Below are 19,590 nucleotides of genomic sequence, written 5' to 3'. Positions count from 1 at the left end.
GGAAACGAGTAAGAACAGAGGCGGCACCATCCGTGTCGCTGGTTCCCCCTTCGGGGGGATCCCTAGAAATTGGAAACCAAAGAATGTTAGTGCCTCTGCCTCCCAATCATCGAGTGTTCCCCCTTCGGGGGGATCCCTAGAAATTGGAAACCCTCCTTCACTATGAGCCGTGGTGGTTCATAGTGCGGTTTGTTCCCCCTTCGGGGGGATCCCTAGAAATTGGAAACCGGACATGGGGCCTATATTCAATTGTTTGCTAGTCATTGTTCCCCCTTCGGGGGGATCCCTAGAAATTGGAAACAGGGTTTTTGGTGTGAAGTGCGAGTTAGTCTTCCCAGTCCGTTCCCCCTTCGGGGGGATCCCTAGAAATTGGAAACCCGTTCCACTCAGTGCCCTGGAAGTTGTCCTCGCAGTCGGCCTGTTCCCCCTTCGGGGGGATCCCTAGAAATTGGAAACCCGTAGGCGGCCAGTTTTTCGTTCTCGTAGAGTACAGTTCCCCCTTCGGGGGGATCCCTAGAAATTGGAAACCCTATAGCCACAAAAAATCCCCCGCCAATAAGGCGGGGTTTTTCCTTCGGGGGGATCTATAGAATTGGAAACCTAGGGATCCCCAGTTGGAAAGAAATTGGAAACAGAGAAAAGATTAGAGTAAAGCCGGTGCTGCTCGGCAGAGGCCAGGCAGCGCTGTTGGTGCTCAGGCCACTCCTGGAGGGCTAGTTTTTGTTGTTCCTGGAGAAGGGTTTGTAGGTCTGAGTCTGCAGGCAGCTCGCCTTGCAAAACCTGCAAATCGTTAAAGCGGCCCAGTTGATCCTGCAAGCACTTCAGGGTTGCTATCCAATCTTGCATGGTTTCCCCGTAAAAGGGCGCAAAAAACTCCACCTGATAGCGCAGCCGTTTGGTGGCCTTGCGCAGCTCGTGCAGTTGCTCAGCCTGGGCTTCCGTTGCGGGGAAAGCAGGGATCCGCCAGCCTGGCTGCAGCAGCCACTGGGCCAGCAGGGGAGTCAGCAAGTGGGGCAAGCTTTCCGGCAAAGGCAGCTCCGCCTGGGGCTTATAGCGGGGGTGAGCCAGCCACTGCTCGCAGGCAGCTTGAAACGCCAGGAAGTCAGCATCTTCAAGAATGCGGCGGGAGCGTTTCTCGGCTTGGGTTCGACGTTGCTGCAGATCTTGTTTTAGCTTCTCCAGTTCTGCCTGCTGGGCTGCCGGGATCCCTTCCCAGCAAGGTTCCTGCAGGATTTCCAGCAGCACGTCCAGATCCCGCTGCTTGCCCAAAGCACTGGCCAGCTTTTGCAGGCGTTTGGGCTTGAGAGGCTTGGGCAGCCGGACGGATCCCTGAAACACCTGCACCCAAGTGCCAATACGGCGCAGGGTCACCCGGATTTGGTGGAGAGATTCTGCCGCCTCTGGATGCTGAGCCAGAACTCGCCTTACGTGTTTCTGCAGCCGCTGCCATTGCTGGCTCAACAGCTGGTGGGCCCAGGCGGCCACGGTTGGCAAGGGCGCAGATGAGGGCAAGGTCAAGTGCAAGGACTCCGTCCCGCTGACGCGATCGGTTTTCAGCTCAGCAGCAACAGCGTCCACAGCCAGTCTCCTCTACCCAAAACGAGAACCAAGAGGGCAGCAGGCTCTTTTCACATAGGTCATCCAGCCTAGCTTGAGGTTACCCCCGCCTCTTCCTTTTTAACCTAATCTTAACCTTGGTAAACCGAGCAGGCTGTGGCCAGGGAAACTGTCGCGAGCTTTGGCCTGTCGCGCCATTCCCGTCAGCGGAACAGAGTCTAGGGCTCCCGGCCTGCTGTCGCAAGTGGTAGGCGGGGTTCGACCACTGACCAGAGGCGGGCAGCCACCTCTGCCGGGGATCCCTGGGCTGAAATGCGGACAATCCGCTGTGGTTCTGCGGCAGCCAGAGCCTGGAACCCTTGGTAGACGCGGCGGTGGAACTCCAGGTGTTCTTGTTCGAGCTTGTCGCAAGACCCTGTTCGCGCCAGCGGGCCGGAGGCCTTCCGCGCCAGCCCCACCTCTGGGGGGAGATCCAGCCACAGGGTGAGGTGCGGCTGCAACCCGCCGGTGGCTAAGTGGTTGAGCTGGCGGATCTTCTCCAAGTCCAGCCCCCGACCGTAGCCCTGGTAGGCCAGGGTGGAATCGGTAAAGCGGTCACAAACCACCACCTGCCCTGCCGCCAGAGCCGGCGCGATGACTTTGCTCACGTGTTCAGCCCGATCCGCCGCGTACAGGAGCAACTCCGCCAGAGGGCTAAAGGGATCCCCGTGCAGCAGCAGATCCCGCAGTGTCTTTCCCAGCGCCGTGCCCCCCGGCTCGCGGGTACATAGGCAAGCATAGCCTTCTTGCCGGAGCCGCTCAGCCAAGAGGGCCTGCTGGGTGGTTTTGCCCACCCCTTCCCCGCCTTCTAGGGTGATGAACACACCGTCATCCTCTGCAGGAGGGTTAGCGCAGGTTGAGTTGAGGCTGCAAGTTGAAGGAGTGCCCTGGCACCATCACGTAGACGTCGGGGATGTTGGTGGGCTCTAGGCTTTGCAGGGCTAGCCCTTCGATGTTGGAGCGCAGGGCGTTGTTGATGGTGGTTTCCAGTTGGGACAAGACCTGCGCCTCGTTGCCTTGAGCGGCCAAGCCAGGAAACTGGCTGTACACGGCGCGCGCCAAGCTGCTGGCCAAGGGGAGCTGGATCAGGGTGAGGTTGGATCCCCCCAGCTGGGGGCCCAAGGTGTTGGCCCGGCCGCGGATGCCCAAAGCTTGGAGGGCATTGGCCGTTTGGCTGACGGGGATGGTGCAAGTATCCATCTTGTAAACGGGCACTGAGGCCATGGTCAGAGCAGAAACGCTGGTCAGTTGCACCACAGTAAAGGAGGCAGTGCCGTTATAGGCAAAGCAAAAATCGCGAAAGGCTGCGGGCACATTGGCAGCGCGGATGGGGCGCTCATCGTCAAAGCCGCCTCTCTCGGCGAAGATGTTGCGGATAGCGAATCCCCCGAAAAAGGCCAACAGGGCCACAACCACCACCACCGTCAGGCCAGAGGAGGACACTCCCCCTGCGGAGCTGCCACCTCGCCCACCACCACCATATCCTCCACCGCCAACATAGCCGGAGGTGTAGCCATAAGGAGCGGAACGGCTGTAGTCGCTGCGGTAGCCGGATTCCCCCCGGCCAACATAGGCAGAGGAACGAGCGGATCCGTCGTAACCTCGGCTGCCGGAGACAGAACGGCGGGGAACTAGCGCTTGCCCAGGGCGCTCACCAGCTTTGGGGGATCCCGCAGCGGCTTTCTGCTCCCTCTTTTCGTTCGAGCGGTCAGAAGGGCGAGAAGAAGCTCCTCTCGTGGGCTCCTTGTGACCATCTCGCCCATTCTCCTCATCCAGCCAATCTTCTGCGCCTGCAAAGGTTGAGCCCTCTTCCGGCAAAGGGGGTGGAGAACGACGACCTTGGCGCTCCCTTCCTTCACCAGAGTTTGAAACCGAGGAGATCGCGGCTTCCTCACCGGCAGAATCTGGAGCATAGCGGCTGGGATCCCGGCCAGCAGTCCGTTCCGCCGCTGCGATGGGATCCCGATCCTCAAACTCAGAAAAGCTCATGGTTTTTCAAGCGCTCCCCTCAGCTTCCAAGGCAAGACCTTTTTTCCATTCTTTCCATTCATTTCTTCTTTTCTTTCCATTCATTCCACTTCCCCAAAGGGAAGCAACGAGTGTATCCTAGCAGCTCCCAAGCCAGGACATCCGGTGACCTTCCTAGGATCCAAGCTAGCCTAAACGGTTCTCCAGGGGAGGCAACTGCGCCTTCAAGGCATGCAAAGCTCGGCCCCGGTGGCCGACGGCCTCTTTTTGAGCTGGGCTCATCTCGGCAAAGGTTAGTCCCACTTCGGGCACCCAAAACAGCGGGTCATAGCCAAACCCTCCCTCTCCCCGCGGCTGGGTCAAGATCTCCCCCGGACATACCCCTTCCACCAGGGCATGTACCTCACCTTGGGGATCTACCAGGGCGATGGCACAGTGAAAGGTGGCTCGGCGATTTGGGATCCCTTCCATTTCCCTGAGCAACCGCTCGATGCGGGCAGCGTCGCTGGGGGCGTAGCGAGCCGAGTGGATCCCAGGGACGCCGCCAAGGGCTTCTACCGCTAGGCCGGAATCGTCGGCAATGGCCCACTCCCCCAGAGACTTGGCCACGGCTCTGGCTTTGAGAAGGGCATTTTCGGCAAAGGTGGTGCCGGTTTCTTCCACCTGGATTGCTGAAGGCATGCGGCGCAGCTCCCAAGTGGGGGCATGGGTCTGGAAGAAGGCGTTGAACTCGCGCCATTTGCCAGGGCTGCTGCTGGCCAAGATCAAAGGACGGGGCATGGAAGGGTTTCTACGAATCGTATGGATGTAGCGGAAAGCTGAGGAGGCGGAAGACGACTCAAGGGATCCCTACCTAATGGATCTCGAGAACCATGTTGTGCAGGGCTGTGTTGATCACCAGTGTGGATCCGCACCGCTCTACCTTGCCCCCATCCCAGTGCATGTGTCCGCAGATGTAGTAGCGGGGCTGCACCTGTTCCAAAAGGGGGCGCAAGGTGGGTGTGCGACGGTGATACCACTTCCCGCCTTCATCCAAAAAGCCTCGCGGCGGAGCATGGGTGAGCAGCAGGTCAATGGGCCGGGGGGGTTGACTGTAGAGGGCGAGCAGCTCCTGCAAATGGGCGGAGGTGAGAGACCAGCTCCAACCACAGGGGGGAGTCCAGGGCACAGCCAAAACCTGTAACCCCAGCCACTCAAAGCAGCAGGACTGGGTGATGGCCCGCCCCCAACAGCCAACCAGCGAATTCAAAACCGAAGCTGCTGGATCGTGGTTGCCAGGTAAAAAGAGCCAGGGTTTGCCCAGGCTCTCCACTGCCGCCAAAAAGGATTGCAGATGAACCACCTCTGCTTGGGCTGCCGGATGAAAGCCCTGGGTGGCCTTGCGGGAAGGTTTGCCGGCCTTGGAACAGAAATCCCCGCAGTTGATGTAAGCATCCACCTCCGGCAGATGGGCAAGGGCCTGCCGGATCAGCCGAGCGCTGCCGTGGTAGTCAGAGCCGAGCAGCAGTTTAATCCCCATGGGCCTCTGCAGCAGAAGAATCCAGGTGGGATCGCTGAAGCAGGGCGGCAACCTGCTGCCAGGAGCTGCTGTACCAAGCTTGCTGGGCTTCCAGTTCTTCGCCGAGGGATCCCGTGGGGCCAAAATCTGGGCAGGCGTACCCCAGGGAGCGTAATCCTGCCACCAACACTGCCGGAGACAGCCACCACTGCTGGGCCAAGCGCAGCAGATCCACCTGGCTGCGGGTTTGCAGGTATTGGCGGAGCTGGCGTTGCAAGCTGGCAGCGGAGGGCAGGGGCACCGCTTGCTGATGGACGGCAATCAACAGCTCGCTGCTGGGGGTGCAACAGAGCAGCCACTTGAGGTGATCCAGAGAAGGGGGCCAGCTCCACAACCAGAGTTGATCATAGCGGTGGCCGGCTTGGGGACGGTCGTAGTGGAGAGTCAGGTACCGCCGAGAAGACAAGACCAGCGAGGGGCGGCGGAAGCCGTAGAACAGGATGGTTCCCTGCGCCTGAGGCCAGAGGACAGAAAATCGGTCTACAGCTTGCCAACGCAAAGGCTGGGTGGGCTGGGGGGTGGGGCGCCAGATCAACAGAGGTGAGGGCTCTGTCCCCCTCTGGGAGCCAGTCGAGGGCTTGGAGTTGGGCATGGGAGGAGTGGCATCCAGAGAGGCGGGGGAGATGGGAGACTTGCTCCCATCAGGGGTGCGGGGCGCTGTTTTCTCGAGAGGGGGGTTGCCGGCAGTGGCAGCCTCTTGGGCAGGTTGGATCCCGAGAATTTCCAGCTCCAGTTGGGTTTCTCCCTGCCATGTTTTGGCCTTGAGGGTGTAGGCTACATCAACTCGCTCTGGCAGCGGATAGATTTCCGCTCCCCGCCAACGGATGGCCCAAAGAGGGCGCTGGGGCTTCGCGTTTGTGATCCCCACCAACGCATCGGTGATGCTGGCCACTCCGCGGTCATCACTGGGGGTTTTGGCGGCTGAGTCGCTCCTGCCCGGACAAGAGGACTCCGTCCGAGTAGCACGTAACCCATGGGAGCGTTGCGTAGGGAGAGCAGGATCCCGGAGCAGCAGCTTCAGGTGGCCGGGAACTGGGCCAAATCGCTGCTGTTGCAGAACCTGCAGGTTGCGGCTGTAGAAGACCGGCTCAGGGTTGCCGATACCACAGGGCTGCAGATGCTGCAGCTCTCGATAGAGGTCAAGGGTGAGATCTGACAGCGACACTTCGGCATCGATTTGCACCAGCGGCTGGATCTGCTCCGGCTGCAACTGCTGTTGGGCAAACTGCCGCAATCGTTTTTCAAGAAGAGGCCAGTTTTCCGCTTTCAGGCTAAATCCCCCGGCAGCCGGGTGGCCGCCGTGCTTGGTGAACAGATCCTTGCAAAACTCCAACGCTTGAAACACGTCAAACTCGGGGATCCCCTGCCGCGCCGAGCCACTGATCTCCCCTTGCCGCGACTGGCTGCCGATGAACACCGGACAGCCAAAACGCTCTGCCAACCGCGAGGCCACAATGCCGATCACCCCTTTATGCCATTTCTGCTGAGGGGATCCCAAAATTGTTAACACCCGCTCCTGTTGCAGATCTCGGCCTTGCTGGGCAATTTGCTCGAGGGCTTCTGCCTCGATGCGCCCGCACATCTGCTGCCGCACCTGGTTGAGCCGTTCGCAGCGGCGGGCCAGTTTCTCTGCTTGCAGGGGATCGTCGGTGGTCAGCAACTGGATCCCCATTCTCGCCCGGCCAATTCGCCCAACGGCGTTGATGCGGGGCCCCAGGCCAAACCCAATCCACTCAGGCCGCAGCCCCTCCAGGGATCCCTGCATGCCCATCACCTGCAGAAGGGCGCGGATCCCTGCCACCTGGGAGGTGGGCAAAAGGTTCAGCCCCTGCTGCACCCAAAGACGATTAACCCCTGTCAGCGGCGCCAAATCGGCAATGGTGCCCACGGTAAACAGTTCCAGGGCTACCCGCTGCAGATGGCCATCACCACGGCGCTCGGCCAGCGCTTGGGCCAGGAGGTAGGCAACTCCCACCCCGGCCATCCCCCGATAGGGGGAAGAGAGCGGGAGCTGCTTGGGATTGAGGATGGCATCGGCAGGGGGCAACTGGGGCGGCAAATCGTGGTGATCCGTCACGATCACTGTCAAGCCTAGAGCTTTGGCCAGTTGGATGGGCTCGTGGGCGGAGATGCCGTTGTCCACGGTGAGAATGAGGCGCACCCCCTCTCGGTGCAGCTCTTGCACCATGCGGCTGTTGAGGCCATAGCCCTCCGTCATGCGGCTGGGGATGCGGTAATGCACTGGAGCGTCCTGCAAAGCCCGCAGCAGCAGGGCCGTGCTGGTCATGCCGTCGGCATCGTAGTCGCCGCAAATGGCGATGGGCTCTTGTCGGCGAATCGCCCCGTCCAGCAAGTCCACCGCCAGGGGCAAATCGGCAAAATCCTGACTGGGTGGAGGCAGGTGGGCGGGATCCGGCTGCAGGTACTGCTGCACGGCAGCAGGGCTGGAGAGCCCGCGATTGAGTAAGATCTGAGCCAATATGGGCGAGATCCCCACTGCCTCGGCCAAGCTCTGGGCAGTCAACTTGTCCACAGGATGAAACAGCCAGCGTTGAGCAGGGATCCCGGCCATAGCAAAGCGTAGGGCTTGGATGGGGACAGGGGGTAGGCAGTGCTACAGTTGGCATGTGGGCTATCCTTTTGACGTTAACCCAAAACGCTCCTCTGCTCTTCCCTGCTGTCGATGTATTCTCTACTGCTTACCTATGGCCTTAACCCGCTGACCGGCTTGAAGCTGTTGGTTCAATCTCCCGAGCGCGTCAGCGGGACGGAGTCCTTGCAGACCTCTCTGTGGACATTGGCCCGGCAGCTTTGGGGCCGCCCCGGATCCCGGCAACGCAGGCCGCGCCTACAGATCTCGTTGGGTCGCTTGGTGCCAGAGCAAACCGAGCACCTGTCCAAGTTGGAAGTGCTGCTGCGTCTGCGGTTTTTCATCGCCCTCGAAGCCGAAACTCCAGAGGGTGCCCCCCACCACTGTCACGAACGGTTCTTGCTTCCTTCCGGCCAGGGATCCGCCATTCAGCTTGCCCGCTACACCGAGGGCTCGCAGCAGTACAAGACGGAGATCATCCGCTTTGCCCTGGGGGGATCCCGCACCCTTGTTGCAAGAACTCCATCCCGCTGCCGTGAACGGCGCCGCCGTCGCCCCTGAAGCAAACTCCCCAACAAGCCATAGCGATAGAGTCTTGCCGGCCTGTCTATACTGGAGATGCACTAAATCTGCGTTTCCCTTGTGAGCCGGTCTGGGCTGTGTCTTTGCAGCATTCCAGCAGGGGTCTGAGTTGCCGCCAATTCCGCCAGAGGAGATGGATCCCATGTGCAACACCCGTCAGGACTACGGCTGGCTGAAATGCTCCGTACCCCTGTTGCCAGCGCGACCGATCCTCTTTGCCGGATCCCTGGCGGCCTTTGCCCTTGTGCTCCACGCCGTTAATGGGAACGTCCTGCCGGCTGCTTTGGCCCTGACCCGTTACCAAGTGCATGTACTGGCGGATGGGGCGGCGGAGTTGGCTCAGGTGCGCACCCAGGTGCCGGATGCCTATTTTGTGCAAGGGGATGGGCAGGTTTTCATTCTGGCGGGGACGTTCATCAACCGTAGCCATGCTCAACGCCGTCAGGCCGACTTGGAACGGCTGGGGTTATCGGTGCGGGTGGTGAGCCGCCAAGAGACGGATCCCCCTCTGCCCCCTGCTTTTCCTGCCCAAGCAGCACCCAGCCGCCCTGCTGCCAGCTCAAAAGCCTCTGTGCCGCCGACGCCAACCGCTCCGCCCTTGGATCCCCAGCGTCCCTTTGCCACCCACGTGCCCAACCCCACCGGTGATCCCCGTTTGGAAGAACGGGTGCGCCGCTTCTTTCCAGGAGCCACTGTGGTGCAGTACCGCGGCCAGGTTGCTTTGCAAACGGGAACCTTCTCCCGCCTGTCGTTGGCCCAGGATCAAGCCCGCTGGCTAACCGCTCAGGGGTTACCGGCAGTGGCGGTGTCGCTGGTAGGAGAAAATGCTGGCCAGGATCCCATCTCCAATCCCGCCCAAGGGGAACGCTATTGGGTGTTGGTGGCCGATCCCACCGGGGAGAAATGGCCTGCGCTAAAACAACTCCTAGAGGGATCCCTGCCCTTGATTTACGATGACCTGCGGGTGGTGCGCACGGGTGGGTTCGCCGACCCTGCTGCTGCCGCTGATCAGGTGCGTTACCTGGCCGGCCAAGGCTACGAAGCGGGGATCTTCCCCGCCGATCTGCGCCGCTCTCAGCCTCTTCTGCAAGCAGATCCCGTCTCCTCCCCGGCTGCTCAGGCTGTCCCTCCTGGGGAAGAAGGTGCCGGCAGATTTTGGGTGGTGGTGCAGGCAGGGGAAGAGGCCCTACCCAAGCTGCAACAGTTTGCCCCCGATGCCTTCCTGCGGGGCTCGGTGATTCAGGTGGGCACCTACCGGCAACGGGCCAACGCCGAACAGGTGCGGCGCTCTCTGGTCGAAGCGGGGTTCAATGCCCGCATCCTGCCTGCGGAGTAGCCGAGACCCCCTTCCGCCATCAAACGCTCTCCCCCTTCCCCTCCAGAACAATCCCACCTTCGACCAGGGCTTGCCACAGCAGGGACAACAGGGGTACCAACGCAACAGTTGCCAAAACTCGGCAGCAGCCACCCGCCCTGTCAGGTCGTAGCTGCTCCGTTTTTCCCCAGCAGGGGCAGCTTGCTGCTTCTGGCGTTGTCGGCTGGCGCAGGTGGGACAGGGATCCGGTCGAAACAGGAGCCCATCCCCGCACTCCGGACAGCAGTAGGGGCTCGACATCTGGACTTGAGACTCTGTTTGCGTCAGCGGTGCGGAGCACTTTCCCGGCTAGAGGGCTTGCTTGGCCTGCTGCAGCGTCTGCTCGAACACCTCCAGCGGCTGCGCACCCGAGAAGGAAATGCCGTTCAAGATGAAATGGGGGGTGCCGCCGATGCCCAGTTGAGAGGCCAGGTCGATATCTCGCTGAATGGCGCGCTCTGCCGCCCGACTGCGCCGATCCCGATTGAATTTTTCTACATTCAAGCCCAGCTTCTCAGCAGTGGCCACATAAAACCCATCCCCAAGCTGGGATTGGTTGGCAAACAGCTCGTCGTGAAACTCCCAGAACTTACCTTGACGTTGGGCGGCCCAAGCAGCACGGGCAGCCGCCATCGCTTCTGGGTGAATGCTGGTCAAAGGCAGGTGCTTGTACACCAAGGTCACCTCATCTCCATGGTCGGCCATGAACTGCTTGAGGGTGCTGTGGGCGCGGGCGCAGAAGGGGCATTGAAAATCGGAGAACTCCACCAATACCAACCGCAGAGCGTCGGATCCCAGTTGAGGGGAATCTCCGATGACGGCGCGTGGGTTCTCCCGCAGTTGACGGCCAAATTCTTCTGCCAGCCGCTGCTGTTGCTGCTGCTGCTCTTGGTACTGTCGCTGCTGGTATTCCTGCACGGCTTCCAGAATCACCTGGGGGTTCTTCCGAATGATCTGCAGCACTTGCTCTTCCAAATCCGCCGGGGCAGCCGCCGCCGAGGGTAGGAAAACCGAAGCTCCACTTCCCACTCCCAGCAGAACCACCAGCCCGAACAAAAGCCCAGCTCGAGCCCAAGCACGAAAAATCCTCGCTAGCCTATTCATTCCAACCCCCCTCTCAGCCATGCCTAGAGCCGTTGCAACTCACCCAGCCTACCGTCAGAGACCGACGGTGTCTATTACTCCTTTTGGGGGGGTTAGGAATTGGTGGCCTGCAGAAGCTGCTCCTTGATCCGCTGCAACTGGCTGGCCCAGCGGGGATCCGGCTCAGAGGCTGCCTCACTTTCGGCGACGACGGTGGAGCGCCCACCCTTATTGCCGCGCTGGCGTTGCTTTTTGCTGGGGGCAGGGTTTTCTGCCGACTCTTTAGAGCCTTTGGCCTCAGAATCTCTGGACGCTCTGGAATCTTTGGAACCTCTGGACTCTTTGGATGAAGGCTCAGAGGTCGCTGTTTTGGATTCGCCTTCTTCCCCTCGGTCGCGCGGCTGGGCGAGCTCAATGCGCAAGTTGACATCCCCAAAGCTGTGGCCGTTGAACTTTTCGATGTACTGCTGCGCCTGCTCTTCGGTGTTCACCGTTACAAAGCCGAAGCCGCGGCATTTGCCTGTCTTCCGATCCCGGATCACCTTGGTGGAAATGACCTCACCGGCAGAGCGAAAGAGCTTCTCCAGTGCCTGACGATCCACCTCTTCCGGCAGATTTCCAACATACAGACGCACAGGCATGATCCAGCGAAGCTCCTAATCGAAATAACAAAAGGCCAAAATGCAAAGCGCTACATCTAGGGCGCTCAAGCCCATAACATCAAACCCGGAACCCGGTAGTCCATTGTCACACCATAGCGCGCCGCAAAGCGCAACCCTTGGCAATCACGAAGCTATTTTTTAATTTACCTCAACCTGGAGCCGCGAAGACGAGGAGAACGGTTTTTGTGAACGACTGCTTTGTACAGCCGGTTTGTACAGCCGGCTTTTGCAGCTAAGCTAAGCCGGTGTTGTTCAGGCGATCCCGATGTTGAAAAGGTCGCGCCTGGGGGCCTGTGTAGTCGGCTACAAGATGTCCTTGCCCTCGCAGTTGGTAGCGGTAAGTCACCAAGCCTTCTAAGCCCACCGGCCCGCGCGGCGGCAGTTTTTGGGTGCTGATGCCCACTTCTGCCCCAAAGCCGTAGCGAAACCCGTCGGCAAAGCGGGTGGAAGCATTGTGAAAGACCCCTGCCGCATCCACTTCATCCAAAAATCGCCGGGCAGCAGCGGCATCCTCGGTTACAATCGCCTCGGTATGGCGGGATCCGTACTGCTGGATGTGGGCAATGGCCTCGTCAAGGGAGCCCACCACTTTAATAGAGAGGATCAAATCGGCATACTCGGTGCTCCAGTCGTCCTCGGTGGCCGGGATCAGATCCGGCACCAGCTCGCGGCAGAGGGGATCCCCCCGCAATTCCACCCCCCTCTCCCGCAGGGCCTTGACCGCTAGAGGTAAAAAGTGGGGGGCTATGGCCTTGTGGACCAACAGGGTCTCGATGGCATTGCAGGCAGCGGGGTACTGGGTTTTGCTGTCCACCGTCAGCTTGATCGCCATGTCCACATCCGCTGCCCGATCCACGTACAGGTGACACAGGCCATCGGCATGGCCCAATACCGGGATGCGGGTATTCTCCAGGATGTAGCGGACAAAGCTGCTGGAGCCGCGGGGGATGATGAGATCCACTAGCCCTTCCAGTTGTAGCAGGGCCTTGACCTCAGCGCGGCTGGTGAGCAACTGCAGGGATCCCTGGGGAAACTCTGGGATCTGCTGCAGGCCCGCCTGGATGGCCGCCATCAAGGCTTGACAGGAGAGCAAAGCTTCGGATCCCCCCTTGAGCAAGACGCTATTGCCGGTTTTCACCGCCAGGGCAGCAATTTGCACCAGAGCATCGGGCCGCGACTCGAAGATCACCCCCAGCACCCCCAAAGGGTAGGTGCGCCGTTCCAAAATTAGCCCCTCGTCCAGTTCCCGGATCAGCAAAGCTCGGCCCACCGGATCCCCCAGCCGGATCACCTGCCGCACTCCGGCCACCATATCTGCCAGTTTGTGGGCGTCCAGCTTCAGGCGGGCATAGGCAGATGCCGACAACTCCCCGGCTTTCACCATCTCTGCTGCCCGCTCCAAGTCCGCCCGGTTGGCGGCCAAGATAGGCTCTTGGTGCTCCACCAAGGCAGTGGCCATGGCCTCTAGAGCGGCATTCTTAATAGCCGTGGGCAAGGTGGCCGTGTGTTGGGCAGCAGCGCGGGCCAACTGCACTTGGGACAGCAGCGGGCGGTCTGAAGCAGAGGCAAGCGAGCTGGGGCAATCGGTGGCGAGGGACATAGAGTCAAACAGGGGCAAAGGTGCCCATTGATATGAAGAAGAGCTGTGAGGATAAGTTGTGTTGAACTGTGATCCCAGGAGCACCCCCAGAAGGGATCCCTATGCTAGGTTGGGCACAGTCGCTTGGGGGTATCTGTAGCCTACCAAAGTCTGGATCCCACTTGCTGCAGCAGGGGAGCCTTTCCTTGCTCTCGATGCTTCTAAGCTGAAGTTTGGATAGGGGAAGACCCTTGCTCGAAACCCAGTTCCCTGACGATTAGAGATCCACCTCGTCAACCTCGATTTAGCGCCTTCCAGGAGAGCCAATGAGAAAGCGTGGGTTTGTGGTTAGTGCAACGGCTGCGGTGATGACAGCGGTGTCGCTGGTCGGCGTGCAGCTATCTATGCCGGGTTGGGCGGGGTTTCGCCGGGATCCCAAGGAAGTGGTGGACGAGGTTTGGCAAATTGTCAATCGGGAATACGTGGATCCGTCTTTTAATTCCCTGGATTGGGAAGCGGTGCGGCGGGATCTGCTCAGCCGAGAGTATGCCACCCGAGAAGATGCCTACGCGGCCATCCGGGAAGCCTTGAAGAAACTCAACGATCCCTACACCCGCTTTCTGGATCCGGATCAGTTTGCCAGCATGCAAATCGATACATCCGGCGAGCTGACCGGGGTGGGGATCACGCTGGGCATGGATCAGGAGACAAACGAGCTGGTGGTGATCTCCCCCATTGAAGGGTCTCCTGCCGACCGGGCTGGGATCAAATCCAAAGACGTGATTGTGCGCATCGACGACAAGTCCACCGAAGGCATGGACACCAACGCTGCAGTCAACCTCATTCGGGGCGAGCCGGGTACGCGGGTGCGGCTGACCATTCGCCGCGAGGGGGAAGGGCTAAAGGTGTTCGATTTGGTGCGGGAAAGAATTGAGCTGGCCACCGTGCGCTACGAGGTTCACGAGGAAAACGGCCTGCCCATTGGCTATATCCGGATTACCCAGTTTTCCGGCAACGCCGCCGAGAAGATGCGCCAAGCCATTCGCGAGCTGGAAAAACAAGGGGTAGCCGCCTACGTTCTGGATTTGCGCGCCAACCCAGGGGGCCTGCTCTACTCCAGCGCCGAGATTGCCCGCATGTGGATCAACCGGGGCAGCATTGTCTCGACGGTGAACCGCCAAGGGGAGCAGGATCGCCTGACGGCCAACAACACGGCCCTTACCGATAAACCTTTGGCCGTTTTGGTGGATGGTGGCTCGGCCAGCGCCAGCGAGATTCTGTCGGGGGCTCTGCAGGATAACCGTCGCGCCGTGATTGTCGGCACGCAAACTTTCGGCAAGGGCCTGGTGCAGTCGGTGCATCCCCTGTCCGATGGATCTGGGCTGGCGGTAACCATTGCCCGTTATCGCACTCCCAACGGTAACGACATCGACCACAAGGGCATTACCCCCGACATTTTGGTGGAATTGTCCGAGGAAGATCTGAAGCGGCTCAGCCAGAACCGAGAGCTGGTGGCCACCCCAGCCGACCCACAGTACGCTGCTGCCATCCAGGCTCTGCAGGCTCAGATCTCTGCCCGTCGGCAGCAGGCCCAAGAGGCCATTCGTTCTTCTTCACGTTAGCCGGTGTTGGGAGCGGTTTTGATGGGTTTGAGATGGACATTCCTGAAGCCGTGGTTGAGGGAATGGCCAAACCCTTGAGGACTGTCCACCAACCCTGGGTTGAAAATGCTTTTATTGTTTCTGTAGGTGGCGCGTAGCACAATGGCGGGGTCGAAGATCGCGGGATCCATAAACTTGGCCGGACGGGATCTGCTCAAGCTCAGCGACCTAACCCCGGCGGAGCTGTCGGCCCTGCTAGCCCAGGCGGCTGAGTTAAAGCGGGATCCCTATCGGGTGGAGCTGCGGGGTCGGGTGTTGGGGCTGTTGTTTCAGAAGGCTTCTACCCGCACCCGCGCCAGTTTTACGGCAGCCATGGCCCAATGCGGGGGCAGCACCCTGGATCTGGTGCCGACAGTGATGCAGGTGAGCCGCGGCGAACCCCTGCAGGATACGGCCCGCGTCCTCTCCCGCTACCTGGATGTGATCGCCATTCGCACCTACCACCAGAAGGAACTGGAAACCTTTGCCGAGTATGCCGATATTCCGGTGATCAACGCCCTCACCGATCAGTTTCACCCCTGTCAGGTGTTGGCCGATCTGCTCACCATTCAGGAGAACTTTGGCCAACTGGCGGGCCTGACCCTGGCCTATTGCGGCGATGGCAATAACGTTGCCCACTCCCTGCTGTTGGGTTGTGCCATGAGCGGGATCCACATCCGCGTCGCCACCCCCCCCGGTTACGAGCCGGATGCGGCAGTGGTGGAGCAAGCCCGCACTCTGGCCCAGGGATCCCAGGTGTTGGTGCTGCAGGATCCCCAGGAAGCCGTCTCTGGATCCCAGGTGGTCTATACCGACGTGTGGGCCAGCATGGGTCAAGAAGCTGAGGCCGAGGCCCGCAAGGCCACCTTTCTGCCCTACCAGGTCAATGCCGAGCTGATGCAACAGGCAGATCCGGAAGCCATTGTGCTGCACTGCCTGCCGGCCCACCGGGAAGAGGAAATCACCACTGAAGTATTGGAGGGATCCCAGTCCCGCGTGTGGGATCAGGCGGAAAATCGCCTACATGTGCAAAAGGCGCTGCTGGTTCAGGTGCTGGGCGCAGGATGACCCCTCACCCCCAGGCTAGAGAGCGGGTTAGCAAATGAGCTTACCGGAAAACTGGGTCTATGGTCATTTCGATTTAAACCAGGACACTGCACCCACACCCCAAACGTTGGTCGCGTCGGCGTTGCAGAGCAATAGCGTTGCGGAGCGATAATGCAGAGGGCCAGAAGGTTTTTCAAGGACTCCGTCCCGCTGGCGCGACCAGTAGCCTAGGCGTCTCACCCTAACCTGAAATGACTATATTTGACAAAACTGGCCCAAATCCTAAGCTGGCTACCGATTACTGCTGGGGCGGCGGGCGGCAATTGCCAGGCTGACATTGGGCACCCTCTGCAGAGTATCCATCACCTCCACCACCTTGCCGTGGGAGAGGGCCAAATCAGCGTTGATCACCACCAAGCGGCGCCCTTCAGCCGGCTTCTCGGCCAGGATGCGTTCCACTGCCGGGATCAGGGCAGAAATATCGGCAATTTTCTCCTGATTGACGGCAATCTGTCCTTCCGCCGTCACGCTCACCGTTACATCCGGCTGCAGACGAACTTCGGCTGTGGTCGCGTCCGGCAGGTTCACATCCAGAGCCTCGGAGCGGGTGAGCACCAGGCTGGCAACCACGAAAAACACCAGGATCGAGAAGATGACATCGATCAGGGGCACGATGTTGATCTCGCCAGCTCGGAAGTTCTCTTCGGGGATGCGCATAGGTTAGGAGGGCTCAAGCGAGGAGTAGGGGGGAAGGGTGGAGCTGCCACTGGGGCTGGGCTTTGTGTAGGGGTACTGAGAAAGCTGCTGGGCCTGCATTTCTTGCCGCTGCCGATGCAGCAGCTCCAGCATGCCGCCGTACTCTTGGATCTTAGAGAGTTGCCGCAGGTACAAAGAGCGGAAGACGTTGGAAATCAACAGGGTGGGAATAGCCACAATCAGTCCAAAGGCCGTCGAGTACAAGGCTTCGGCGATCCCCCGACCTACCCCCTGGGTATCGGTGCCGCCGATATCCCCCAGTTGAATGGAGCTGAGGATCTGGATGATGCCGGTGACGGTGCCCAGCAGGCCCAGGAAGGGGGCAACGGTGATTACGGTGTCGAAGACAGTGTTAAAGCGCTTCAGCAAGGGCACCTCTGCCGCCAGAGCCGTTTCCAGAGCCAGCTTAAAATCTTCCGGGCTGGCCTCGTTCAGCTCCAACCCGGCCAAAAAGATGCGGGCAATCGGCAGATCGGCATTTTGCTCCAGCAAATACTGGGCAGCGCGTGGGTTGCGGCGGTACTGGCTCAGGGCTTGCTGCACCACCTCCTCCTGCCGATGGGTGATCTTCCACCAAAACAGCACCCGCTCAATGCAACAGGCCACTGAGAAGACCGAGAACGTCAACAGGGGGATGGAGTAGTACCAACCCTCGATCATGAGCTGCAAGACTCTATAATCCATCGATCCCGATTCCCCCCTTCTGGCGGCAGTTTACGCTCATCTTGTCATAGCACTTTCTCAGCAGGCCTGGGATCCCTTCTTGCGCGGCGAAGATTGCACCTTCTGGCAATTTTGCCCCCATGCCGGCTCTCATCTCGTCAATTGTCAATCCAGAGGGCATACTGGTTGCAACATTTTTTGGATCCCGAGGGCGTGAATTATGAAATTCAGACGCTGGTTGGGTCTTTGCTGCGCCGGCTTGATGGCCTTGCTGTTGACGGCTTGCGGCAAGGGATCCGCCCCCTACGACAGCATCGTGGTCAATTTTGTAAACACGGCCACCCCCAGTCAGATTGCTGCTATCGCTAAAGAGTATCACTTGACGCTCCGCCCCAGCAGCGACAGCGCTTTTGCCCGCCAAGAAGCGATCTACCTGTTTGACGTGGATGCCAACCACCTGGGATCCACGCGGCGGCTGGTTAAGCGGCTCACCGACGAAGCTTTGATCGAGTATGCTCACCCCAACTATCAATTCCAGGCGGCTTTCGTGCCCAACGACCGCCTCTATCCCCAGCAATGGAATCTCAGGGCCATCCACATGCCAGAAGCCTGGGACATCTCCCAAGGGGAAGGGGTGACGGTAGCCGTGGTGGACACAGGAGTAACCCGAGTTCCCGACCTGGCCCAAACCCAATTTGTGAAGGGCTATGACTTTGTGGACGACGATGAGGAGCCGGAAGACCTCAACGGCCACGGCACCCATGTGGCGGGAACCATTGCCCAGTCCACCAACAATTTCTTGGGTGTAGCCGGCATCGCCTTCAAGGCCAAGATCATGCCGGTGCGGGTGTTGGATGCCAACGGCTTCGGATCCCTGTCGGATGTGGTGGAAGGGATCCGCTATGCTGCCGACCACGGGGCTACGATCATCAACCTCAGCCTGGGTAGCCGCGCTTCTGCCCAACTGATGGAAGAGGCAGTGGCCTATGCCCACAGTAAGGGGGTGACGGTGATCGCAGCCGCTGGCAACGAAAACTCCAACCAGGTGAGCTACCCGGCCCGTTACCCGCATGTGATCGCTGTCTCGGCCACGGGGCCCAACGGGGAGAAAGCCCCCTACTCCAACTATGGGGTGGGGGTGGACATCTCTGCTCCCGGCGGAGCCAAAACGCCTGATCACCCCGAGTACGGCATTCTGCAGCAAACCATCAATCGTCGTAACCCCAACGAGCCGGTCTTTGCCTACTTCCAAGGCACCAGCATGGCCACTCCCCACGTAGCCGGTGTGGCAGCTCTGATCCAGGCTCAGGGCATCAAAGACCCGGACAAGGTGGAGGAAGTGCTGAAAATGTCGGCTACCCCAGTGCCCGGCGACAAACAGAACTTCTACGGGGCTGGTCGTTTGGATGCAGCCAAGGCGCTGGCCAGGGCCACAGGACAACAGGACGAAAACCCCTTGGTGCTCTGGCTGAAGGACTTCCTGCAGTACCTGAACAACAATGGCTACCTCAACCCGCGCTTCTGGTTCGATGGCGGCCCGATTGCCCTGGTGCCCAAGCTGCTGATGGTGGTGGGCGGATACATCATCCTGGTGCTGATCCGCTGGTGGCTGGCTCCCAAGCGGCTGCTGCAGACGGTGCCTTTGCTGGCTGGGATGCTTTTGGGCAGTGCCGGTCTTTTCCCCTTGCAGGGGTTGGCGATTGTCGGTGGCCCCCGTTGGCCCTTCCAACTGGCGGGCAGCTCCCTGCCGGAGTTGGGCACCGCCTTTGCCCAGACCAATGCCTTGAACCCCCTATTTGCCAGCGTGTTGATCCCGGGCCTGTTGATGTTGCTGCTCCTGGGCCATCGGCGCTGGCGCTGGGCGGTGATCGGCCTGTGCATCGGCATGGCCTCGCATCTGCTCTTGTCCGGATCCCTGTTCTATGAGGGGGTGCTATGGCTTGGATCCTCTGCTTGGTTGGGTCGCTCCTTCTTGCTCTTCAATGGCTTGCTCTGCCTGGGCCTGGCCTACTTGGGAGCGCAAGCGGCTACGGAATCTCAGTCCACGGCAACCGGGCTGGCGCTGAGGCGGTGATGCAAGAGTACAGCGGTACCATCCAGTTCCTGGATATTGAAGGGGGGGTGTGGGTGCTAACCCTGCCTTCCGGCGAGCACTACGCCCTTTTCCGTGCCCCCAAAGAGCTCTTGCAAGAGGGGCTAGAGGTCACCATCCAGGGACAGATCAAAGAAGACATGGTGACGGTGGCTCAGGTAGGGCCGGTTTTGGAAGTCAGGAGCTTCCGGCGGCAGCCCTAGCTTGGCTTGCGGCTCCGGCCAAATAAAATCGGGGATCCCTGTTTGGGGATCCCTGCTTTTCTGGAGTGCTTTTATGTCATTTCGATTCAAACTAAGGCACTCACCCACACCTAAAACCACCTAAAACGCTGGTCGCGTCGTCGCGTCAGCGTTGCGGAGCAATAACGCATGGGGTCAGAAGGCTTTTTTCAGCAGCCCAGGCGTCTCACCCTAACCT

General features: G+C 60.1%; 18 protein-coding genes and 1 CRISPR repeat array. Of the genes, 6 read left to right on the top strand and 12 right to left on the bottom strand.

Translation table 11 applies throughout. From position 1 onward, the window contains the following. Positions 1-41 precede the first annotated feature (41 nt). A CRISPR array of direct repeats spans positions 42-528; the repeat unit is 36 nt; unit sequence GTTCCCCCTTCGGGGGGATCCCTAGAAATTGGAAAC. 72 nt (positions 529-600) lie between these two features. The 6 genes from NW816_RS09900 to recJ all read right to left on the bottom strand — a co-directional run bounded on the left by NW816_RS09900 (position 601) and on the right by recJ (position 7,694). Next, on the bottom strand, positions 601-1,578 hold the full coding sequence (locus tag NW816_RS09900; protein WP_414409037.1) for a CHAD domain-containing protein: 978 nt from the start codon (positions 1,576-1,578) through the stop codon (positions 601-603). 197 nt (positions 1,579-1,775) lie between these two features. Next, positions 1,776-2,420 carry a dTMP kinase gene (gene tmk, locus NW816_RS09895; protein WP_414409036.1) on the bottom strand — a complete coding sequence of 215 codons (645 nt, stop codon included), beginning with the start codon at positions 2,418-2,420 and terminating at the stop codon, positions 1,776-1,778. Between the two features lie 22 nt (positions 2,421-2,442). Beyond that, positions 2,443-3,585 (bottom strand): hypothetical protein, encoded by a 1,143-nt coding sequence (locus NW816_RS09890; protein ID WP_414409035.1) that lies wholly within the window; start codon positions 3,583-3,585, stop codon positions 2,443-2,445. A 165-nt stretch (positions 3,586-3,750) separates the two neighbouring features. After that, positions 3,751-4,344, bottom strand: a complete 594-nt coding sequence (rdgB, locus tag NW816_RS09885) for an RdgB/HAM1 family non-canonical purine NTP pyrophosphatase (RefSeq protein ID WP_414409034.1) — start codon at positions 4,342-4,344, stop codon at positions 3,751-3,753. A 73-nt stretch (positions 4,345-4,417) separates the two neighbouring features. After that, a complete protein-coding gene (locus NW816_RS09880; RefSeq protein WP_414409033.1) occupies positions 4,418-5,083 on the bottom strand; it encodes a metallophosphoesterase family protein in 666 nt (221 codons plus the stop codon). Continuing rightward, complete coding sequence (recJ, locus tag NW816_RS09875; protein WP_414409032.1) at positions 5,073-7,694, bottom strand: single-stranded-DNA-specific exonuclease RecJ; 2,622 nt, start codon at positions 7,692-7,694, stop codon at positions 5,073-5,075. The genes NW816_RS09880 and recJ overlap by 11 nt, the downstream gene beginning before the upstream one ends. Positions 7,695-7,805: 111 nt before the next feature. Here recJ and NW816_RS09870 point away from each other — a divergent pair, with 111 nt between their 5' ends. Beyond that, complete coding sequence (locus tag NW816_RS09870) at positions 7,806-8,273, top strand: hypothetical protein (protein ID WP_414409031.1); 468 nt, start codon at positions 7,806-7,808, stop codon at positions 8,271-8,273. Between the two features lie 130 nt (positions 8,274-8,403). Further along, on the top strand, positions 8,404-9,630 hold the full coding sequence (locus NW816_RS09865) for an SPOR domain-containing protein (protein WP_414409030.1): 1,227 nt from the start codon (positions 8,404-8,406) through the stop codon (positions 9,628-9,630). A gap of 327 nt (positions 9,631-9,957) precedes the next feature. On the opposite strand, the gene NW816_RS09860 is transcribed toward NW816_RS09865, so the two are convergent. From NW816_RS09860 to NW816_RS09850, 3 genes are all read right to left on the bottom strand, one after another. Further along, entirely contained in the window at positions 9,958-10,704 is a 747-nt protein-coding gene (locus tag NW816_RS09860) for a DsbA family protein (protein WP_414409029.1), read from the bottom strand. Between the two features lie 140 nt (positions 10,705-10,844). After that, entirely contained in the window at positions 10,845-11,372 is a 528-nt protein-coding gene (locus NW816_RS09855; RefSeq protein ID WP_414383880.1) for an RNA recognition motif domain-containing protein, read from the bottom strand. A 253-nt stretch (positions 11,373-11,625) separates the two neighbouring features. Beyond that, positions 11,626-12,993: a glutamate-5-semialdehyde dehydrogenase gene (locus tag NW816_RS09850; RefSeq protein ID WP_414409028.1), complete on the bottom strand. Its 1,368-nt coding sequence runs from the start codon at positions 12,991-12,993 to the stop codon at positions 11,626-11,628. Between the two features lie 305 nt (positions 12,994-13,298). On the opposite strand from NW816_RS09850, the gene ctpC reads away from it, so the two are divergent. Next, a complete protein-coding gene (ctpC, locus tag NW816_RS09845; protein ID WP_414357620.1) occupies positions 13,299-14,594 on the top strand; it encodes a carboxyl-terminal processing protease CtpC in 1,296 nt (431 codons plus the stop codon). Here the strand turns inward: ctpC and NW816_RS09840 are convergent. Beyond that, positions 14,591-14,791, bottom strand: coding sequence for a hypothetical protein (locus tag NW816_RS09840; RefSeq protein WP_414383898.1), 201 nt, complete (start codon positions 14,789-14,791; stop codon positions 14,591-14,593). The two genes, ctpC and NW816_RS09840, sit on opposite strands and share 4 nt — an antisense overlap. On the opposite strand from NW816_RS09840, the gene argF reads away from it, so the two are divergent. Continuing rightward, positions 14,763-15,680 carry an ornithine carbamoyltransferase gene (argF, locus tag NW816_RS09835; protein WP_414409054.1) on the top strand — a complete coding sequence of 306 codons (918 nt, stop codon included), beginning with the start codon at positions 14,763-14,765 and terminating at the stop codon, positions 15,678-15,680. The two genes, NW816_RS09840 and argF, sit on opposite strands and share 29 nt — an antisense overlap. Positions 15,681-15,950: 270 nt before the next feature. Here argF and NW816_RS09830 read toward each other — a convergent pair whose 3' ends face one another. Both NW816_RS09830 and NW816_RS09825 read right to left on the bottom strand, forming a co-directional pair. Further along, positions 15,951-16,376, bottom strand: coding sequence for an ExbD/TolR family protein (locus NW816_RS09830; RefSeq protein ID WP_414409027.1), 426 nt, complete (start codon positions 16,374-16,376; stop codon positions 15,951-15,953). A 3-nt stretch (positions 16,377-16,379) separates the two neighbouring features. Further along, positions 16,380-17,072, bottom strand: a complete 693-nt coding sequence (locus tag NW816_RS09825) for a MotA/TolQ/ExbB proton channel family protein (protein ID WP_414409053.1) — start codon at positions 17,070-17,072, stop codon at positions 16,380-16,382. A 226-nt stretch (positions 17,073-17,298) separates the two neighbouring features. Between NW816_RS09825 and NW816_RS09820 the strand changes: the two genes are divergently transcribed. After that, the gene (locus tag NW816_RS09820) at positions 17,299-19,152 is read left to right on the top strand and encodes a S8 family serine peptidase (protein ID WP_414409026.1); all 1,854 of its coding nucleotides are present in this window, start codon (positions 17,299-17,301) and stop codon (positions 19,150-19,152) included. Beyond that, entirely contained in the window at positions 19,152-19,373 is a 222-nt protein-coding gene (locus tag NW816_RS09815) for a hypothetical protein (RefSeq protein ID WP_414356853.1), read from the top strand. The genes NW816_RS09820 and NW816_RS09815 overlap by 1 nt, the downstream gene beginning before the upstream one ends. Positions 19,374-19,590: the final 217 nt, after the last annotated feature.

The sequence above is a fragment of the Synechococcus sp. W55.1 genome (assembly GCF_047461655.1).
Taxonomy (GTDB): domain Bacteria; phylum Cyanobacteriota; class Cyanobacteriia; order Thermostichales; family Thermostichaceae; genus Thermostichus.
The sequence above is the reverse complement of the archived record's forward strand: the minus strand, read 5'-3'. Positions and strand labels throughout refer to the sequence as shown.